Origin of the sequence: Candidatus Pelagibacter giovannonii (genome assembly GCF_012276695.1) — a bacterium.
Lineage (GTDB): Bacteria > Pseudomonadota > Alphaproteobacteria > Pelagibacterales > Pelagibacteraceae > Pelagibacter > Pelagibacter giovannonii.
This window is the reverse complement of sequence record NZ_CP038852.1, coordinates 1,033,032-1,051,440: the sequence shown is the minus strand read 5'-3', so window position 1 is coordinate 1,051,440 and position 18,409 is coordinate 1,033,032. Positions and strand designations below refer to the sequence as shown.

Annotated in this window: 21 protein-coding genes; 16 read left to right on the top strand and 5 right to left on the bottom strand. The window is 28.1% G+C overall.

Annotation, left to right across the window (positions count from 1 at the left end; translation table 11 throughout):
• Positions 1-15: 15 nt before the first annotated feature.
• The gene (locus E5R92_RS05780; protein WP_168607140.1) at positions 16-1,086 is read left to right on the top strand and encodes a site-specific DNA-methyltransferase; all 1,071 of its coding nucleotides are present in this window, start codon (positions 16-18) and stop codon (positions 1,084-1,086) included.
• Here E5R92_RS05780 and E5R92_RS05775 read toward each other — a convergent pair.
• The gene (locus tag E5R92_RS05775; RefSeq protein ID WP_168607139.1) at positions 1,083-2,234 is read right to left on the bottom strand and encodes an FAD-dependent monooxygenase; all 1,152 of its coding nucleotides are present in this window, start codon (positions 2,232-2,234) and stop codon (positions 1,083-1,085) included. The genes E5R92_RS05780 and E5R92_RS05775 overlap by 4 nt on opposite strands.
• Positions 2,234-3,214 carry an A/G-specific adenine glycosylase gene (locus E5R92_RS05770; protein ID WP_168607138.1) on the bottom strand — a complete coding sequence of 327 codons (981 nt, stop codon included), beginning with the start codon at positions 3,212-3,214 and terminating at the stop codon, positions 2,234-2,236. Before E5R92_RS05770 ends, E5R92_RS05775 begins: the two co-directional genes overlap by 1 nt.
• On the opposite strand from E5R92_RS05770, the gene E5R92_RS05765 reads away from it, so the two are divergent.
• From E5R92_RS05765 to rnhA, 15 genes are read left to right on the top strand one after another with little or no spacing between them, the layout of a single operon-like run.
• On the top strand, positions 3,215-3,703 hold the full coding sequence (locus E5R92_RS05765; protein WP_168607137.1) for a DciA family protein: 489 nt from the start codon (positions 3,215-3,217) through the stop codon (positions 3,701-3,703).
• Positions 3,700-4,290, top strand: a complete 591-nt coding sequence (locus E5R92_RS05760) for a thioredoxin domain-containing protein (RefSeq protein ID WP_168607136.1) — start codon at positions 3,700-3,702, stop codon at positions 4,288-4,290. Before E5R92_RS05765 ends, E5R92_RS05760 begins: the two co-directional genes overlap by 4 nt.
• Before the next feature lie 8 nt (positions 4,291-4,298).
• Complete coding sequence (locus E5R92_RS05755) at positions 4,299-6,872, top strand: chromosome segregation SMC family protein (RefSeq protein WP_168607135.1); 2,574 nt, start codon at positions 4,299-4,301, stop codon at positions 6,870-6,872.
• A gap of 8 nt (positions 6,873-6,880) precedes the next feature.
• Positions 6,881-7,156: an AtpZ/AtpI family protein gene (locus E5R92_RS05750; protein ID WP_168607134.1), complete on the top strand. Its 276-nt coding sequence runs from the start codon at positions 6,881-6,883 to the stop codon at positions 7,154-7,156.
• A 12-nt stretch (positions 7,157-7,168) separates the two neighbouring features.
• A complete protein-coding gene (locus tag E5R92_RS05745; RefSeq protein WP_018413543.1) occupies positions 7,169-7,903 on the top strand; it encodes a F0F1 ATP synthase subunit A in 735 nt (244 codons plus the stop codon).
• A gap of 19 nt (positions 7,904-7,922) precedes the next feature.
• Entirely contained in the window at positions 7,923-8,150 is a 228-nt protein-coding gene (locus E5R92_RS05740; protein WP_006997791.1) for a F0F1 ATP synthase subunit C, read from the top strand.
• Between the two features lie 56 nt (positions 8,151-8,206).
• The gene (locus E5R92_RS05735; protein ID WP_168607472.1) at positions 8,207-8,746 is read left to right on the top strand and encodes a F0F1 ATP synthase subunit B family protein; all 540 of its coding nucleotides are present in this window, start codon (positions 8,207-8,209) and stop codon (positions 8,744-8,746) included.
• Positions 8,727-9,233, top strand: coding sequence for a F0F1 ATP synthase subunit B family protein (locus E5R92_RS05730; protein ID WP_168607133.1), 507 nt, complete (start codon positions 8,727-8,729; stop codon positions 9,231-9,233). Before E5R92_RS05735 ends, E5R92_RS05730 begins: the two co-directional genes overlap by 20 nt.
• Positions 9,234-9,272: 39 nt before the next feature.
• A complete protein-coding gene (crtI, locus tag E5R92_RS05725; protein ID WP_168607132.1) occupies positions 9,273-10,730 on the top strand; it encodes a phytoene desaturase family protein in 1,458 nt (485 codons plus the stop codon).
• On the top strand, positions 10,730-11,581 hold the full coding sequence (locus E5R92_RS05720) for a squalene/phytoene synthase family protein (protein WP_168607131.1): 852 nt from the start codon (positions 10,730-10,732) through the stop codon (positions 11,579-11,581). Before crtI ends, E5R92_RS05720 begins: the two co-directional genes overlap by 1 nt.
• Positions 11,568-12,635, top strand: a complete 1,068-nt coding sequence (locus E5R92_RS05715; protein ID WP_168607130.1) for a lycopene cyclase family protein — start codon at positions 11,568-11,570, stop codon at positions 12,633-12,635. The genes E5R92_RS05720 and E5R92_RS05715 overlap by 14 nt, the downstream gene beginning before the upstream one ends.
• Before the next feature lies 1 nt (position 12,636).
• Positions 12,637-13,572 carry a Brp/Blh family beta-carotene 15,15'-dioxygenase gene (locus tag E5R92_RS05710; protein WP_168607129.1) on the top strand — a complete coding sequence of 312 codons (936 nt, stop codon included), beginning with the start codon at positions 12,637-12,639 and terminating at the stop codon, positions 13,570-13,572.
• The gene (ispH, locus tag E5R92_RS05705; protein WP_168607128.1) at positions 13,562-14,506 is read left to right on the top strand and encodes a 4-hydroxy-3-methylbut-2-enyl diphosphate reductase; all 945 of its coding nucleotides are present in this window, start codon (positions 13,562-13,564) and stop codon (positions 14,504-14,506) included. Before E5R92_RS05710 ends, ispH begins: the two co-directional genes overlap by 11 nt.
• On the top strand, positions 14,507-15,475 hold the full coding sequence (locus E5R92_RS05700; RefSeq protein WP_168607127.1) for a homoserine kinase: 969 nt from the start codon (positions 14,507-14,509) through the stop codon (positions 15,473-15,475). It abuts the gene before it with no gap.
• Complete coding sequence (rnhA, locus tag E5R92_RS05695) at positions 15,475-15,900, top strand: ribonuclease HI (protein WP_168607126.1); 426 nt, start codon at positions 15,475-15,477, stop codon at positions 15,898-15,900. The genes E5R92_RS05700 and rnhA overlap by 1 nt, the downstream gene beginning before the upstream one ends.
• On the opposite strand, the gene E5R92_RS05690 is transcribed toward rnhA, so the two are convergent.
• From E5R92_RS05690 to E5R92_RS05680, 3 genes are read right to left on the bottom strand one after another with little or no spacing between them, the layout of a single operon-like run.
• Positions 15,892-16,377 carry a peroxiredoxin gene (locus tag E5R92_RS05690; protein ID WP_168607125.1) on the bottom strand — a complete coding sequence of 162 codons (486 nt, stop codon included), beginning with the start codon at positions 16,375-16,377 and terminating at the stop codon, positions 15,892-15,894. The genes rnhA and E5R92_RS05690 overlap by 9 nt on opposite strands.
• Positions 16,377-17,753, bottom strand: a complete 1,377-nt coding sequence (gene thrC / locus E5R92_RS05685; RefSeq protein WP_168607124.1) for a threonine synthase — start codon at positions 17,751-17,753, stop codon at positions 16,377-16,379. Before thrC ends, E5R92_RS05690 begins: the two co-directional genes overlap by 1 nt.
• Positions 17,754-18,407: an SURF1 family protein gene (locus E5R92_RS05680; RefSeq protein ID WP_168607123.1), complete on the bottom strand. Its 654-nt coding sequence runs from the start codon at positions 18,405-18,407 to the stop codon at positions 17,754-17,756.
• Between the last annotated feature and the right edge of the window lie 2 nt (positions 18,408-18,409).

Genomic DNA, 18,409 nt, shown 5'->3' with positions numbered 1-18,409 from the left:
ATTGTTTTATAGAAAATGGAAAATAATTATAAAAATAAGATTATTAATGGTGACAGTCTTGAGGAATTAAAAAAAATTCCAAGCGAAACCTTTGATCTTGTTTTTGCTGATCCACCATACAATTTACAATTAAAAAATTCCCTTACAAGACCAGACAGAAGCAAAGTCAGTGCTGTTAATGATAAATGGGATCAGTTTGAAAGCTTTAAAAAATATGACGACTTTACAGTTGCTTGGCTTTCAGAATGTAGAAGAATATTAAAAAAAGATGGAGCCATCTGGGTCATAGGAAGTTATCATAATATTTTTAGAGTAGGAACTGCAATACAGAATTTAGGTTTTTGGATTTTAAACGATGTTATCTGGAATAAGAATAACCCGATGCCTAATTTTAGAGGAACAAGATTTACGAATGCTCATGAAACTTTAATTTGGGCTTCTAAAAGCGAAAAGTCAAAATATACTTTTAACTATCAATCTTTGAAATGTTTAAATGATGATCTTCAAATGAGATCTGATTGGAATTTACCTATTTGTAACGGAGCAGAGCGACTTAAAAAAAATGGGAAAAAAGTTCACTCTACTCAAAAACCAGAATCTTTATTACATAGAGTTTTATTAGCATCATCAAATAAGGACGATTTAATTTTAGATCCATTCTTAGGATCTGGAACAACTGCAACTGTTGCAAAAAAATTAGGTAGAAAGTATTATGGTATAGAAAAAGAGAAGATCTATTTTAAAGCAGCAGTAGAAAGGTTAAAGAATACAAAACCTTTGGAAGATAATTTCTTAGACACTCTAAAAAATAATAGATCCAAACCTAGAATACCTTTTGGATCTTTGGTAGAGCTTGGAATAATAAAGCCTGGAACAAGTATCTTTGATCAAAAAAAAAAGATAGTTGCAAAGATTATGGCAGATGGAAGCATCAAACATAATCAAGCTGAAGGATCGATTCATAAAGTTGCAGCAACAATACTTGGCTCTGAAAGCTGTAATGGATGGACTTATTGGCATTGCACAGTGAATGGTGTTTCTGTGCCAATTGATAATTTAAGACAAAGATTAATTTCTAAAAATTAGTCTTTATAAATTTTACCAAGATAGCTGTTAATAAATTTTTTATTTTTTACTAATTTTTGTATTATTAAATTTCTAATCCAAATTGTTAACGGGTTAGATAAATGAAAAGCAAAATAATTGAGTTTTGATTTCATATCAATCATCTTTACCCTTTTAACTCTTTCAGAGTTAAATTGAGTCTTTTCATTTTCTAAATTTTTATACAGTTCATGTGAAACCTCTATTGATTGAGATGCACCTTGCGCAAATGTTGGAGGTAAAGCAAAAAAAGCATCACCAATAATAAAAGTATTTTTATTTTTTAGTTCAAACACCTCGGAACTCACAAATATAGGGAAGCATTTAATACCTTTTAGATTTTTAATTGTTTCAGGAGCTACTTGCTTTGATATTTCGGATATAATAGAAGCAGTAAAATCTTTGTTCTCAAATAAAAAATAGTCGGATAACTCTTTAGTACTAAGCTTTTTTCTAAGAATGCTAATAAAATTAAACTGTCCTTTGCTATTAATTGGATAAAGAACTGAGTGTAAATTAGATCCTAAAAATAAAGATATATTCTCTGGGTTAATACCCTTAAGGGCATCCTGGTCTATTGTTGCTCTTAAGGCAATAGAGTTAAAGTACTTTGGTTTAATTTCTTTATTGGCAATTAATGATTTTGTTTTTGAAAAAGTTCCATCGGAGATAATTAAGTAATCACATTTAATAGATGAACCATCCTCAAAAGAAACTTCTTTATTTTCAGCTTCTTCATTAATCTTTATAACTTTTTTATTATAATGAATAATATTTTCATGAAGCCCATCTTTTAAGAAATTAATTAAAGTAGAGCGTTGTAAGGTAGTATATTTTGTATCAGCGCTGTTAAACATGGATATATCAAAATCACATATTTTCTTATTATTTTTTAAAGAATAGAAGTCTAGTTTATTGGGGTGAAATTTATCTTCTATCCTGATTTTTTTAAAATTTATTTGATTTAATAGTTTGATGCTATTAACTGAAAGTTGAATTCCATATCCTTTTTTTAAATTAACAGAACCATTTTTCTCATAAATTGTGACTTGATAATTTGAGTTTTGGATTAAAAGATTTGCAATATACAGACCTGAAATACCCGCTCCTATTATTGCTATATTTTTCATTAAATATTTTTTAAATAATTAAAAATTTTTTTAGTAAATGTGGGCAAAGTATAATCTTCAAGCTTAGAGCTATCAATCCAAGAAGAGTTAGAAATTACACCCTTTAACTTGGAAAACTTGATTATTACATTCATATTCATATTTGATATCTTGAAGTTTAAAGTTTTTGCTAAATTATTAGGTTTGGATATTTGCTTCATGGGAAATATTTGTAAATTCTTTAAAAAATTAAATTTAGTATTTTTTATCAGTAAAAATTTATTACTCTTTTTGTAAACTTCTAACAAATAAAATTTATCAATCTTCTTTTTTCTTTCTTTTATTATTTCAAAATCTTTTTTTTTAAAAGACTTACAATTTTTAATTAAAGGGCATTGGTGACATAATGGATTTTTAGGTCGACAAATCAATGAACCTAGCTCCATTAGCGCTTGCGCATAATCACTTGCTCTAGTTGAATTACCTAATATTTTTTTACTCTTAACAAGATTATCTTTTGTAACTTCTTTGGGTAATTTTAAATTTAATAATCTTTTAATTACTCTTTCAATATTTCCATCTAAGGGAATAAATGGCTTGTTAAAGGCAATTGCCATTATTGCATTAGAAGTGTAGTCACCTATTCCAGGTAATAATTTTAATTGGTCAATCGTGCCTGGTAATCTTCTATTAAAATTTTTTTCTAATATTTGTGCAGTCTTTTTTAAGTTTTTTACTCTTGAATAATAACCAAGGCCCTCCCAATACTTTAAAAGCTTATGCTCTTTAATTTTTGATAGAGATTTAATATCTGGAATATCTTTTATAAAATTATTGAAATATGGAATTACAGTTGCAACCTGTGTTTGCTGCAACATAAATTCACTTACTAACGTGTAATATTCTCGCTTAACTTGTGATAGCTTTTTTCTCCATGGGAGTGATCTTTTATTATTATCGTACCAATAAAGAATTTTTTTTGTTAGTATGAATTTGGTCATATGCAATTTAAAAATAATACTAAGCAGAGGTTTAAAACTATTCAAGGCTTAAGGTCTTTTAAAGACACTTTGCCAAAAAACATTAAAAAAATTATCAAAAAAAAGGGTCATATATTTTCTGAAACACTTAATAACTGGAAGTACATAGTTGGAGATGATCTTTTTCAGATATGCTATCCCAAATCCTTTAAAAATTCGAATAGATTTGGAGTAAGCACTCTTCAAATAATGGTAAAGAGAGGACATGAAATTGATTTGGAGTATTCAAAAAAAATAATAATGGATAAAATGAATAGTTTTTTTGGTTATGCAGTTGTTGAGAAATTGAAATTCATAAGCTTTGATGACACTCAAACAAATTTCAAAAAATTAGATACTAATGAAAATCATGTGACAAATATTAAATATGCAGATAGGATAAATAGTATTAAGAATGATAAAATTAAAAAATCATTACTTGAATTAACAAAACTATTTAAACAACGATGAAAAAATTGACGTCGACATTATTTATAATATTTTTTATCTTCTTCCCTAAAGCGTTTGCTGCAGATAATGAAATGGTCAAAAGAATTTCTGAAGGAGAAGAAAGTGCTAAAATAACAATAATTGCTTACGAGTCATTGACCTGTGGTCACTGTGCAAATTTTCATAAAGATGTATATCCTGAACTTAAAAAAGACTTTATTGATAAAGGATTAGTAAAAATTGAATTTAGACATTTTCCATTAGATTTAGCAGCTTTTAATGCATCAAAAATTGCTCAGTGTAATAATGATGGTAGTTCAAATATTTTGAATATTTTATACTCTGGGCAAAAAAAATGGGCTAGAGGAAAAACACCAAAAGAAGCAACAGGTTATTTAAAAACATTCCTAGCAAGTGAAAGTGTAAACGTAGATTTTGAAAAATGCTTGAGTGATAAAGCTATAGAAGATTACGTTTTAAATGATCGAATCGATGGGGTAAAAAAATTTGAAGTTAATGCTACTCCTACGATAATAATTAATGATAAAAAGTTTGATAAAGCCCTAAATTATAAGAATTTAAAAAAATATCTGGAAAAACTGATATAAGTTAGTCCATGGAGTTTAAAAAAATCCAGTTAAATGGATTTAAATCATTTGCTGAAAAAACAAATTTTCTAATAGAGCACGGCTTAACTGGCATCGTTGGTCCAAACGGTTGTGGAAAATCTAATATCGTAGAATCCTTAAGATGGGTTATGGGTGAAACCTCAGCTAAGAGTATGCGTGGCTCAGGCATGGAAGATGTCATCTTTAATGGTACATCTAATAAGTCTTCTAAAAATATAGCAGAAGTTTCTATTAGTGTGGATAATGCAAGTCATGATGGCCCAATGCAATATAAAGATTTAGATCATGTAGAAGTTAGAAGAAAAATTGAAAAAGACAAAGGCTCAAAATTTTATATAAATGATAAAGAAGTTAGAGCTAGAGATGCTCAAATGTTTTTTGCAGATTTATCTACGGGTGCTCATTCACCATCAATGATTAGCCAGGGACGTATTGGAGCCTTAGTAACTGCTAAGCCTACAGACAGACGTGCAATTTTAGAGGAGGCAGCTAATATTTCAGGATTGCATGTTAGAAGGCATGAAGCTGAACTTAGATTAAATGCTGCAGATACAAACTTGAAAAGAGCTGATGAATTAAGAAGGCAACAAGAAAAACAATTGGCAAACCTTCAGAAACAAGCTGAAGAAGCAACAAAATACAAACTTATATCTGATGAAATAAAAAAAATTGAAGCAGGATTATATTATTTAAGATTATTAGACATTGATAATGAAATTAGAATAGAGAATGAAATCAACAATGAGGCTGAAGGAGAAGTGATTAACTTCAATCAACAGATTTCTCAATTTGAGAGTTTAATTAAAACTGAAACTGATAAAGTTTCTCCATTAAGAGAGAAAAATATAGAAAACTTATCCAAAATTCAAAGATTAAATTTAGAGCTACAAAATTTAGATGAAGAAAATGTTAGAACTCAAGATGAAATTGAAAATATTAAAAAATCCCTAAAAACTATCGAGGAAGATATAGACAGAGAAAAAGGGATTGTAATTGATGCCAATTCAAATGAAAGACGACTTAAAGAGGAGAAAGCTGAATTAATAGAAATAGATTCTAAATATTTTGAAACAGAAAAATTATCAAACGAAGATCTTGAAAAGGCAAAAAACCTATTAAAAGATGAGCAAAAATCTGTTGATGAAATTATTAACATTTTTGCTGATGGAAATATCAATATTGCTATTGGACCAATTCAAAATGTTAAAAATACAATTACCAGAGCAAAAGAATTGATCAATAAAAATGAGATTAATCAAGCGATTACTCTACTTGATCGATGTCAGATAGAAATAGATAGTTTTTTAAATAATCTTGAAGATGAGGATAGCAAGAAGAAGCTTACTAACATTAATGAAAAAAATGAAAACATTAAATTATTGCAAGAAAAATATGCTGATAGTTTTAGTAAAAATCAGTCAATAAAAAAAGAGTCTGTAAAAAGAAACGAAAGAATTAAAGCCATAGAGTCAGAAGTTGAAAGTTGGAAAAACTTACTCTCTAATTCTGAAAAAATGGTTTCTGAGCTAACTGAAAGAAAAAATAAATTACTATCACAGTTAAATGAGCGTGATCAACAACCCAAAGCCCAAGCAGAAAGAAAAGGACAAATTACTGAGGGTCTGAGAATTTCACAAAATGAAAAAATTGAGAATGAAAAAATAATCGAAGAAACAGATAAAAAGATAAACTCTTTAAGACTTGAGTTAAATGACGTTCAAGAAAGATCTATTCAAATAAGAGAAAGAAAAGCAAGCTCAGGAGCTACTGTTGAAGGTTTAAAAAAACGTAAAGAAGATCTGTTAGAAAGAGTTAGTTCTGAACTTAATCTTGAAGAAAATGATATTTTAGAAAATTCTAATTTAAATGGTGTTGTAGAGTTACCCAATTCCGTTGATCAAGAAGAAGCTCTTGATGAAAAAAAAAGAGAAAGAGAAAAATTGGGATCTGTCAACCTTAGAGCAGATGAAGAAACCAGCAAATATGAAATAGAAATTAAAAAAATGGAACAAGATAGAGAAGATCTTGTGTCTGCTATTATAAAATTAAAAGAAAGTATTAATGAATTAAATCAAAAAGGAAGAGAAAGATTATTAGAAGCCTTTGAAAAAGTTAATAGAAAATTTAATGAAGTTTATACAAAGCTATTTAATGGTGGAAATGCAAAACTAGAGTTAGTGGACTCTGATGATCCACTTGAAGCTGGTTTGGAAATGCTGGTAAGTCCTCCTGGTAAAAGGCTTCAGTCTATAACTTTACTATCTGGTGGAGAACAAGCTTTAACAGCCTTGTCTCTTATTTTTGCTGTGTTCCTTACCAACCCATCTCCAATCTGTGTGTTGGATGAAGTTGATGCTCCGCTAGATGATGCTAACGTAACAAGATTTTGTGGTCTTCTTGATGATTTAACTAAAATAACTGACACTAAATTTATTATCGTAACTCACCATGCTCTAACTATGTCAAAAATGAATAGACTTTATGGAGTTACAATGCCTGAAAAAGGTATTAGCCAACTTGTTGCTGTAGATTTACAAAAAGCAGAGAGCATGGTTGCGTAATAATTTAAATGCCAAAAGATAGCCTTAAAACTCGCTTGGAGATTGCAAAAAATAAGCTTTCAAAGAAAAATCTATATAAAAATGAAGAAGTACCCTCTTCTATTGGCACTGCCTTTAAATTAAGTACAGAATTAGTGTCTGCAGTGGCAGTTGGGACAATTATAGGGTTTATTTTAGATAAGACCTTTGGTACTAAGCCCTGGTTAATATTAATATTTTTTTTTGTAGGTGTTGTTGCTGGAATTATAAACGTATTCAGATCTGCAAAAAATATGCAAAAATAGACTTAAAAAATTATGGCTACAAACCCAATGAACCAATTCGAAGTTTATAGAATTGGACCAGAGATTAAATTAGGGGCAATAGATATTTCTTTCACAAACGCAAGTTTGTTTATGGTGATTAGTTCACTTGCAATCTTATTAGTTTTTAATTTAGGGTCAAAAAAAAATTCCTTACTACCAAGCAAGATGCAACTTCTTTCTGAATTAAGCTATACTTTTGTTTCCAAAATGATTAGCGATACCGCAGGATCAAAAGCAAAACCTTACTTTGCGTTTATCTTCTCAATATTTATGTTTGTGCTATTCTGTAACATGTTTGGGATGATCCCTTATGCTTTTACAGTAACTAGCCATATCATTGTTACTTTTATCTTGGCTTCATTTATTTTTGTGGGTGTAACAATTATTGGATTTATGAAACATGGATTAGGATATTTAAAATTATTTGTACCTAGTGGAGTGCCTGCTGTACTATTGCCGCTAATAGTTGTTATAGAAATAATTTCTTACTTAAGTAGACCAGTTAGTCTTTCAGTTCGTTTGTTTGCAAACATGATGGCTGGTCATACTATGATGAAAGTTTTCGGAGGCTTTGTAATAAGCCTTGGAATAGTTGGTGGATGGCTTCCACTGAGTTTTTCGGTTGCGCTAACTGGCTTGGAAATACTAGTTGCTTTTCTTCAAGCATATGTTTTCGCAATCTTAACCTGCATCTACTTAAATGATGCATTAAATTTACACCATTAACTAACATAAGGAGGATATAATGGAATTAGAAGCAGCAAAAATGATCGGAGCAGGACTAGCAGCAATAGCTCTAGCGGGCGCCGGAGTTGGAATTGGAATTATCTTTGGTAATTACCTTTCTGGTGCAATGAGAAACCCGTCTGCAGCTCAAAAACAATTTCCTAATCTTTTATTAGGTTTTGCTTTAGCTGAGGCAACTGGTCTATTTGGATTGGTTGTAGCATTAATTATTTTATTTGCATTTTAAATTTAATGATTAAAAAAATATTTTTTCAGTCGATATTTTTAAGCTTCCTGTTTTTTATGGAAGCTTTTGCAGCTGAAAGCGGTGGGATGCCTCAATTAAATCCTGAGTTTTGGGTTTCTCAAATTTTTTGGTTAATTATTACTTTTGGAATTTTATATGTTGTTTTATCTAAACTTATACTTCCAAAAATAAGTGCCAATTTAGAAACTAGAAAATCTCAAATTTTAGAAAACATTGAGGCTGCTGAGAAGAAAAGAGAAGAGAGTGAGCAAAAAATTGAAGAATACGAAAAGATAGTACAGGATAGTAAAAATGAGGCGAAAAACTATTTTAAACAAGCTAGAGAAAAAGTACTGAAAGATATTGGTATAAAAAAAGAAGTACTAGATAAAGAAATTGATGAAGAGGTTAATAAAACAGAGATTGAGATAAAAACTTTTAGAAATAATGCACCAGAAAAAATCAAAAAGATTGCTGAAGAAACTTCTTCAGACTTACTGCAGCAACTAATAGGAGCTGAAGTTAACAGTAGTAGTATTTCTGCAATAGTAGAAGATTTTTCAAGAAAAAAAATGGATGAATATTATGGTAATTGATGCAACTTTCTGGGTAGCAATATCCTTTTTGATATTTATAGGGGCTTTAGTTTATTTAAAAATACCTCAAAAAATTAATGAACTTTTAAATAAGCTTATCCTTGATATTAAAAATGAAATAGACGAAAGTGAAAAGCTAAGACAGGAAGCAAAGGTTTTACTAGATAATGCTCAAAATAAACTTAATACCGCACAAACAGTAAGCAATGATATTTTGCAACAAGCTAAAAAAGATAGTGACCACCTTATTATTGAAATGAATGATAAATTTCATAAATTTTCAGAAATTAAAAAGAATTTAGCAGAAAATAAAATTTCACAAATGAAAGAGGCAGCACTTAAAGAAATAAAAGATGTTTCAATTAGAATTGCTGTCGATTCAGTAAAAAAAATTATTAATACTTCTGTTGATAAATCAAAGCTTGATGGTCTTTTTGAAAAAAACCTTGAAGAAACAAAAATAGCTTTAAAAAAAATAAGCTCATAATTACCTTACAATTTTTTAAAAAAACTATAAATTAACTCAATGAAATCTATTGTCATTGGTTCTGGATTTGGTGGTATAGCCGCAGCACTAAGATTAAGGGCCAAAAATCATAAAGTAACTTTAATTGAAAAACACCCTGACTTAGGTGGTAGAGCTAGAGTGTTTAAAAAAAATGGTTTTACTTTTGATGCTGGACCAACAGTAATTACTGCACCATATCTAATTGAAGAACTTTTCACTTTATTTAATAAAAAATCTCAAGATTACATAAAACTTACTCCTTTGAAAACTTGGTATAGATTTATTTATGAAGATGGAGGTGTATTTGATTATTCTGGTGATGAAGATCAAATGAAAAAGCAAATTGAAAAAATAAATAAAGAGGATGTTAAAGGTTATGAGCAGCTTGTAAAATTCACAAAAAAGATATTTGATAAAGGCTTCACAGAACTAGCTGATGTTCCATTTGATAAACCACTTGTGATGATGAAACAATTGCCTTCTTTACTAAAACTTAAAAGCTATAAATCAGTTTATTCATTAGTTTCTTCATACATAAAAAATGAGAAATTAAGACGTATGCTAAGTATGCATCCTTTATTGGTTGGTGGAAACCCCTTTACAACAACATCAATATACGGATTAATTCTATATCTTGAAAAAAAGTGGGGCATACATTACTCAATGGGAGGAACTGGAAATATAATCAATGGCTTAGAAAAATTAATGATTGAACAAGAAATTGAATTAATCAAAGGACATGAAGTAACTGAAATAATTTCAAACAATGGAAAAATTAGTGGAGTAAAATTAGATAATCAAAAAGAAATACTTTCAAATAATGTAATATGTAATGCTGATCCTCCTGCTGTATATGAAAAGCTTCTAAACTTAAATAAAACAAGTTCTCTTTTTAAATGGAAGCAGAATCGAATGCAGTATTCTATGGGTCTGTTTGTTTACTATTTTGGAACAAAAAAAAAATACCCAGATGTTGAACATCACACAATCAAATTTGGTGATAAATATAAAGAGCACCTGAGTGATATTTTTGATAATAAGAAATTAAATGATGACATAAGCTATTACCTTCACAGACCATCAGCTACAGATAAATCAATGGCACCTGAAGGAAATGATTGTTTTTATGTTCTTGTGCCTGTCCCAAATAATCAATCAAACATTGATTGGAAAATTGAGGGTGAAAAAATGAGGAATTTAGTAATAGATAAAATGGAAAAAGCATTACTTCCTAATCTAAGAGAAAATATTATTGAAGATTTCTATTTAACACCAGATTATTTTGAGAATGAATTAAATACAAAATTTGGATCAGGTTTTTCGATACAGCCTAAATTTACACAGTCTGCATATTTTAGATTTCATAATAAATCAGAAATTTATGATGGTTTGTATTTTGTTGGGGCAGGAACACATCCTGGCGCAGGTGTTCCTGGTGTGCTATCCTCTGCAAAAGTTCTAGATAAGATTATATAATGTCTAACAAAAACTATCTGTCTATTTATGCAAAGTCATTTAATTGGGCTGGTTTCTTTTTACCTCAAAAAACCTATCAAAAATGTTCATCTTTATATGATTTTTGTAGAACTGTAGATAATATTGCAGACGACGATGGTGAACTAGATAGTAAAAAAAAAAATCTATTAATTTTCAAGAATGATTTTTTTAATAAAAACTTCAATAATATAATAATTAAGAATATGTGGGATCTCATGGATCGTCATTTAATTTCAATAAAAATTGTTGAGGACTTATTTGATGGCGTTGAATCAGATTTAAATAAAAAAGTTCAATTAAATAATAAAAAAGATTTGTTAATTTATTCTTATAGAGTTGCTGGTACAGTAGGTCTGATGATGGCAAAAATTTTAGATGTTAAAGATGATAATTCAATGAAAGCTGCCATAGATTTAGGAATTGCAATGCAACTAACAAATATATCTAGAGATGTTGTGGAGGACTCAAAGATTAATAGATTTTATATTAAGAATAATTTTGATACAATAAGAGATACATTGGCTTTAGCTGATATATTCTATAAAAGTTCATTTGTAGCAATAAAGGAAATACCTTTTAAATTTAGATTTGCAATACTTGTAGCAAGAAGAGTTTACAAAAAAATAGGTGATAGGATTTTAAAAACAGGGAATATGGAGAATTACAATAAAGCTGGTAAGATTTATATAAATAGTATTACAAAAGTTTATGAGACCATTTTTTCTATATTTGATTTAGTAACACTTTTTTTAACAAAACAAAAAAGTAGCTATATGAATAATGAACACCTTTTAATTAATGAAGAAATAGATCTAAATGAGAGAATTTGACTATATAATTATTGGTGGTGGTTGTGCTGGCCTATCTTTGGCATACGAATTGGAAACTCATAATAAACTTAAAGATAAAACATTAGCAATTATTGAGCCTAGATTAGAATATAAAAGAGATAAAACTTGGTCTTTCTGGAAAACAATAAATCATAATTTTGAAGATTGTGTAAAAAAAAGTTGGGATAATTTTTCTATAAATATACCTAATAAAATTAAATTTTTAGAGTGTAATGAGCTACCTTATCAATCTATTGATAGTGGGCTATTCTATAAAAAGATAAACTCCATACTAAAGCAAAATCTGAATATCAAATTTTATAAAGATATTAATGAGGTAAACTTAAATAACTCCCTTGTTTTCAATAGTGTTCCATCAATAGAGTCTGAAGAAAACCAGCTTTGGCAACATTTCAAGGGTATTGAGATCGAGACTACTAAAGATTTTTTTGATGAAAAGATGATGAATTTAATGGACTTTGATTGTCAGCAATATGACAGTGTTCATTTCTTTTATACGCTGCCTTATAGTAAAAATAAGGCTTTAGTTGAGACTACTTGGTTATCTAAAATGAATAATGATTTGGAAAAAGATTATGACGAACAATTAAAGAATTATATTGAAAATCATCTAAATATTAAAAATTACAAAATTAATTATAAAGAAAATGGTGCCATACCACTATTTTATCCATCAAATGTTAATGAAAAAAATAAAATAAATATAGGTACCGCAGGACATATGACTAGATTAAGCACTGGATATACTTTTTTGAATATTCAAGACCACAGCAGATATATAAGGAAAAACATTGATAATATTGATAAAATAAAAAAATATGGAATTAAAAAAAAATATCAATTTCTAGATAAAATATTTTTAAGAGTTTTAACTAATCACACCAACCAAATGCCAAATATATTTTTTAAAATGTTTGATAACTCCCCTAAAACTGTAATTAAATTTCTTTCAAATAAAAGTAATATTTTTCAAGACTTATTAATAATTCTTAAAATGCCTAAATGGTTATTTATTAAAGCACTTTTAAAATAAAATGCATAGTCTGATAAATAAAATTAATTTCTATCATTCAATTATTTTTTTTCTTTTTTCATGTTTTGTTGTCTTGATTGTTAATCAATTTGAAAACTTAATTATCTCTCCAGTGATATGTTTATTTCTTATTCTTTCAATTGGAATTTCTCATGGTGCATTAGATAATCAAAAAGGTAAAAAACTTAGCCAATTATATAATATAAAAAGATCTTATCTTTTTTATATTATATATTCTCTCATAGGGATTGGTATCATTATATTTTGGTTATTTTTTCCAACTGTGTCTCTTATTTTATTTTTAGTTGTTGCCTCGTATCATTTTGGCAAAGAAGATACAGAATTTTTGATAAATAATAAAAATATATTAAATCTAATTTTTTATTTCTTAAAAGGGTCTCTAATTATCATTGCACCATTAATATTTCACTTTGTTGAAACAATTAATATTTTTAAACTACTTTTAATAGAAAATGAAAAGTTTTATTTATTCTTAAACTTTATTGAAGATAAAAGTATATTAATTTTTGCTTTATCTATTTCTTTACTATCAAGTATTTATTACTTTTTGAAAGATTTTAAAATTGTTAATATTTTGATATTTTTAGATTTTTTTTCAATTATTGTTCTGAATTATTTTTTAACTCCGCTAGTAGCCTTTACAGTATACTTTTGCTTCCTACATTCCTTCAGACATTCAATTTCACTAATAACAGAACTTGATAAAAATAGTTTTAAAATTGGTGCTATCACTTTTATAAAAAAAGCTATGCCGCTTACTGTTTTAACTGCTATTTTATATGTTTTAAGCTTATATTTTCTATCTAATTTCTATCAATTAAATGATGCAATATTAAAAGTTATATTTATTGGTTTGGCGTCTTTAACCTTTCCCCATATATTGCTTGAGTATCTTTTAGAAAAAAATGAAAAATAAAGAAATTAAATTATTGTTATCTGCTCCAAGAGGTTTTTGTGCTGGAGTAGAAAGAGCAATAGAAATAGTTAAACAAAGTATAAAAAAATATGGTGCACCAGTTTATGTACGACATGAAATAGTTCACAATAAACATGTAGTGGATAATCTTAAGGCAATAGGTGCAATTTTTGTTGAAGAGTTAGAGGAGATTAAAGATAAGACTAGACCAGTAATTTTTTCTGCACATGGTGTACCAAAATCAGTTCCAATAGAAGCTAATAGCTATAACATGGAATATATAGATGCTACCTGTCCTCTGGTCTCAAAAGTTCATAGAGAAGCAGAAAACCTTCACAAAGCTGGTTATCATATTATTCTTATAGGACATAACAATCATCCAGAAGTTATTGGTACTATGGGCCAGTTACCACGAGATACAATTGATTTAATTCAAGATGAACATGATGTTGAATTATATGAATTAGATAATAATAAAAAAATTGCATATGTTACTCAAACAACTCTGTCTGTTGATGACACTAAAAATATAATAAAAGCTCTTAAAAAAAAATTTCCACAGATTAAAGAACCATTTAAAGAGGATATTTGCTATGCAACTACCAATCGGCAATCAGCTGTTAAAAACATTGCCAAACAGTGTGATATGTTTTTTGTTTTAGGAAGTAGAAATTCCTCAAATTCAGTTCGTTTAGTTGAGGTAGCAGAACAAACTGGGTGCCGACATGCTGAACTAATTCATTCCGAGAGTGTAATTCCTTTTGAAAAAATACAAAATTGTAAAACAATTGGTGTTTCATCTGGCGCATCAGCACCTGAGGTTTTAGTTGAAGATTTCATTAATAGATTAAAAGTAAAGTTTAAAATAAAAATTGAGGAAGTTGAAATTATCAAAGAAAATATAGTCTTTAAAGTTCCTGCAAAATTAAATTAGATGGCTGTATATACTAGAATAAACAGTAAAGACCTTCTATCACTAAGTAGAGATTATAACTTAGGAAAAATAATCAAATCTGAAGGAATTAAAAAAGGAATAGAAAATACAAACTACTTATTAAAAACAAATAAAAAAAGATTTATTTTAACAATTTTTGAAAAAAGAGTTCAGAAAAAAGATTTACCTTTCTTTATGAACTTAATGGAACAACTTAATCAAAAAAAAATTATTTGTCCAAAACCATTAAGGAATAGTGGTGGTAAGCACTTAAGTAAAATTCAAAATAAACCTGCAAGTATAGTGAGTTTTTTAAAAGGGAAAGATAAGACTACACTTAATTATAAAAATTGTTTTGATATTGGAAAAAACATTGCAAAATTCCACAAGGCTGGAACTAAAATAAAGCTATATAGACAAAACTCTATGTCTATTAGTAAATTAAATGGTTTATTAAAAAGTATAAGATTTACATCAAATAAAATAGCTCCAAAACTAAAACCAGTTCTTAATGTATGTTTAAGAGATATTAAAAATCAATGGCCAAAAAAATTACCAAGTGGAATTATTCATGGAGATTTATTTATAGATAATATTTTCTTTAATAAAAATAGTTTTTCTGGATTTATTGATTTTTATTTTTCAAGCAACGATTTTCTTATGTATGAGATTGCAATTTGTATAAATGCTTTATGTTTTGATAAAAAAAGAAATTCTTTTGTAATGAATAATAAAAAAATTAAACACTTAATTAATGGATATGAAACTATAAGAGCTATTTCAAAAAAAGAGAAAGACTCATTAAATATATTATGTAGAGGTGCAGCTTTAAGATACCTACTAACCAGAATTTATGATTATTATAACACTCCTAAAACTGCACTAATTCAGATCAAAGAACCTAACGAATATTTTCAAAAACTAATTATCCATAACAATCTGAATAACTACAAAGATTATTATAAATAATGATAAAAATTTATACTGATGGTTCTTGTTTAAAAAATCCTGGGAATGGAGGTTGGGCTGCAATCATCAATATTAATGATGAAATAAAAAAAATTAGTGGAAATGTTAAAGATACAACTAACAATAAAATGGAGTTAATGGCTCCAATAAAAGCACTTCAAGAAATAAAAGAGCCACAACCTATTGAAATTTATACAGACTCACAATATGTGAAGCTAGGGATTACTGATTGGGTGCATAAATGGATTAAAAACAATTGGTTAACCTCTAAAAAAGAACCAGTAAAAAACAAAGAGCTTTGGATGCAGCTATATGAATTAAATAAATCTCATGAAATTAAATGGATATGGGTTAAGGCTCATGCTGGGAATATTCTTAATGAAGAGGTTGATTTATTAGCTAAGCAAGCTGCTGAATTAAACTAAATCTAAAAAGTTTTGGGCTGCCGAAATTTCACACGCACCAGTATTTTCTTCTTCTTGTAATTTAATTACTTTTAGATTGTCTATTAACATTGTGTATCTATTTGATCTTATACCTAAGCCTCTAGCACTCTTATCTACATCAGCACCTATTGCTTTCGTAAAACTTAAAAATGGATCTGCCATCATCAAAATTTTATCTTTAACATTATGGCTTTTACCCCAAGCCTCCATTACAAATGGATCATTTACTGAAATGCAGGCTATTAAATCTACACCTTTTACTTTGTATTTATCATGACTATCAACGTATCCAGGTAAATGTTTAGCTGAACAAACTGATGTGTAAGCACCAGGTAAACCAAATAAAACTATCTTCTTATCTTTAAAAAACTCAAAAGTACTTTTCTTAATTGGATCTCCATCTTCCATTATAAAAAGTTCAGAATTAGGTATTGTTTCATTTTCTTTTAATTTCATTATATTTTTTCCTTAATGTATTGTTGAGTTTTACTTAGATTATTAGATATAATATCATAGTTTTCTTTTTCATCCATAATATACCTTAGTTCACCAGGTAAATCAGGTTTGATCCCAATTGATTTATCTATAGCCTCAGGGAACTTGCAGGGATGTGCGGTTGCTAGAACAATATTATTACCTTCTAAATTTACTTTATCTAAAGATCCAAACCCTATTGCAGTATGTGGATCCAGAATAGTATCATATTTAGCTTGGACTTCTTTAATAGTATCTAAAATTTCCTTCTCACTCATACTTGCTGATAAAAAATCTTTATTTATTTTTGCTATTTTATCTCTTGGAATAGTATATTTACCATTCTCTTTAATTCCATGCATGATTTTTTTAGTTTCGTTATCATCACAGTTGTTTAAATCATAAATTAATCTTTCAAAATTACTAGCAATTTGAATATCCATACTTGGTGTGTTTGTTTGAGACACACTTTCTGCTTCATAATTTCCATTAGAGATTGCTCTATGCAAAATATCATTTTTATTAGTTGCAACTATAAATTTGTTTATTGGTAAACCCATTTTTTTTGATAGATAGCCAGCATAGACATCTCCAAAATTTCCTGTCGGTACTGAAAAATTAATAGGACTTTTGTCATGTACTTGGAAGTATGTATAAAAATAATATACAGTTTGTGCAATAATTCTTGCCCAGTTTATTGAATTTACTCCAGACATATTAATTGAATTAGAAAATTCCTTATCTGCAAACATTGACTTAACTAAATTTTGACAATCATCAAAGTTACCTTCAATTGCTATATTAAATACATTCTTTTCTTTGACTGTCGACATTAGTTTTCTTTGAACGAGTGAAACTTTTTCATGAGGGTGAAGAACAAATATATTCATATTCTTTTTTCCCTTGATTGCATCGATTGCAGCAGCACCGGTATCTCCAGATGTTGCAACTACAACATTTATATCTTTGTTATTTTTTTTTAAGTAATGCTCATAGAAGTTTCCTAGTAATTGCATTGCTATATCTTTAAAGGCTAGCGTTGGACCATGAAACAGCTCTAAAATAAAAGTATCACCTAATTTAATTAAATCTATGACGTTATCTTTTCTGAATACAGAATATGATTTATCAACGATATCTGACAGCTCATTTACTGTCATAAAATCACCTATAAATGGGTATATTATTTCTTTTGCTAAATTTTGATAACTCAATTTACTTAGTGCATGTATTTTTTTAGTGCTGTATTTTTTAACTTCTTTTGGAACAAACAAACCTCCATCATCTGCAAGACCTTTGATAAATACCTGTTCAAAGCTATATTCTTTTGAGTTATTTCTGGTGCTTATGTATTTCATTTAATAATTTTTTTTTCTAAAATATAAATATAGTAAAAAAATTGAAATCGCTAACGAAAACCAAGTCATTGCATACTTTTTGTGGTTATTTGAAATGTTTGCAGTAATCAATTTTGGTTTTGGTAATTCATTATTTCCAGAAAGATAAATTACATATGGAGAAAACTTTTTACCTGTGAATTTAAAAATATCATCCCTATCAAGTGTAAACCAATAATTATTTAAAAGATCATTTTTGGGCTTAAATCTATTGGGCTTTATTTGTTTTTTTAAAATTCCAGTTATATTATTTTCATCGAAAACATTAAGAATTTTATTATCTTTTTTATCAAATGGTACCCAACCTCTATTTAGCAAATAATCTTTGTTTCCGATTTTTATTGGACTAACTACTTCAAAGCCTGGTTTTCCTTTTTCATTCAAATTATATAGATAAATTTGTTTTTCAAAATTAATTGATCCATTAGTTTTAATTCTTAAATAGTTTTTTTGAGTGGAAGTTGTAAGATTAACAGGATTATTTTTGAGTGAAGTTTCTATCTGGTTGATTAGATCTAATTTCCAATTAAGCCTAACAATCTGCCAGCTACCAAGAGAAATAAAGACAGAAATAAAAAAAAATACAAAAATAGAAAATAAAAATTTATATCTCAAGG